The organism is Serratia sp. Ae19-1, from assembly GCF_059801225.1.
Map to the genome: position 1 here is coordinate 1 of NZ_JBCHWD010000022.1, position 1,970 is coordinate 1,970.

The window sequence follows — 1,970 nt, forward strand, 5'->3', positions numbered from 1 at the left end:
GCCTTGGCCACCACGTTGTCCACGGTGAAGCCAAACTCGGCGAACAGCTGCTCCGCCGGCGCCGACTCACCGAAGGTGGTCATGCCCACGATGGCGCCGTTCAGCCCCACGTACTTGTACCAGTAGTCCGCGATACCCGCTTCCACCGCCACGCGCGCCGTTACCGCCACCGGCAGCACCGACTCGCGGTACGCCGCATCCTGCTTGTCGAACGCATCGGTCGACGGCATCGACACTACGCGCACCTTGCGGCCCGCCGCGGTCAGTTTGTCCGCCGCTTCCACCGTGATGCCCACCTCGGAGCCGGTGGCGATCAGGATGACGTCCGGCGTGCCCGCGCAGTCTTTCAGCACGTAGCCGCCGCGGTACACGTTCGCCAGCTGCTCTGCGGTGCGCGGCTGCTGGGTCAGGTTCTGGCGCGAGAACACCAGCGTGGTCGGACCGTCGTTGCGCTCGATGCCGTACTGCCACGCCACCGCCGATTCCACCTGGTCGCACGGGCGCCAGGTGCTCATGTTCGGGGTCACGCGCAGGCTCGCCAGCTGCTCCACCGGCTGGTGGGTCGGGCCGTCTTCGCCCAGACCGATGGAGTCGTGGGTGTAGACGAACACGTTGCGCAGCTTCATCAGCGCCGCCATGCGTACCGCGTTGCGGGCGTATTCCACGAACATCAGGAAGGTCGCCGAGTACGGCAGGAAGCCGCCGTGCAGCGCGATGCCGTTGGTGATGGCGGTCATGCCGAACTCGCGCACGCCGTAATGAATGTAGTTGCCCGCCGGGTCAACGTTCAGCGCTTTCGAGCCGGACCATAGGGTCAGGTTGCTCGGCGCCAGGTCGGCGGAGCCGCCCAGGAACTCCGGCAGCACCTTGCCGAACGCTTCCAGCGCGTTCTGCGACGCCTTGCGGCTGGCGATGTTGGCCGGGTTGGCCTGCAGTTTTTCCACGAACGCTTTGGCGTCGGCTTTCCAGTCGGCCGGCAGCTCGCCGTTCATGCGGCGCTTGAATTCGGCAGCCTGCTCCGGGAAGGCCCTGGCGTAGGCGGCGAACTTGTCGTTCCAGGCCGCTTCCTTGGCCTGACCGGCTTCTTTGGCGTCCCACTGGGCGTAGATGTCCTGCGGGATTTCAAAGGCGGCGTATTTCCAGCCCAGCGCTTCGCGGGTGGCGGCCACTTCGGCTGCGCCCAGCGCGGCGCCGTGCACGTCATGGGTACCGGCCTTGTTCGGCGAACCGAAGCCGATAACGGTCTTGCACATCAGCAGCGACGGCTTGTCGGTCACCTTGCGCGCTTCTTCAATCGCCGCCTTGATGGCGTCCGGGTTGTGGCCGTCGACGTTGCGCACCACGTGCCAGCCGTAGGCTTCGAAACGCAGGGCGGTGTCGTCGGTGAACCAGCCGTCGACGTGGCCGTCGATGGAGATGCCGTTGTCATCGTAGAAAGCGGTCAGCTTGCCGAGCTTGAGGGTGCCGGCCAGGGAGCAGACTTCGTGCGAGATACCTTCCATCATGCAGCCGTCGCCCATGAAGGCGTAGGTGTGGTGGTCGACGATGTCGTGGCCAGGGCGGTTGAACTGCGCCGCCAGGGTGCGTTCGGCGATGGCGAAGCCGACGGCGTTGGCGATGCCCTGGCCCAGCGGGCCGGTGGTGGTCTCAACGCCCGGGGTGTAGCCGTACTCCGGGTGGCCCGGGGTTTTGGAATGCAGCTGACGGAAGTTCTCCAGCTCGCGCATCGGCAGGTCGTAGCCGGTGAGGTGCAGGAGGCTGTAAATCAACATGGAGCCGTGGCCGTTGGAGAGCACGAAACGGTCGCGGTCAGCCCAGTGCGGGTTAGTCGGGTTGTGGTTGAGGTAGTCACGCCACAGGACTTCGGCGATGTCCGCCATGCCCATAGGGGCACCCGGGTGGCCGGAATTTGCTTTTTGTACGGCGTCCATGCTGAGTGCGCGGATGGCGTTGGCAAGCTCTTTACGAGA

The 1,970-nt window shown here is 65.8% G+C and carries 1 protein-coding gene; it reads right to left on the minus strand.

Going from position 1 to position 1,970, the window contains the following annotated elements; translation table 11 throughout:
• On the minus strand, positions 1–1,970 hold a 1,970-nt coding region (tkt, locus tag AAIE04_RS25005), incomplete at both ends, for a transketolase (RefSeq protein ID WP_498577859.1).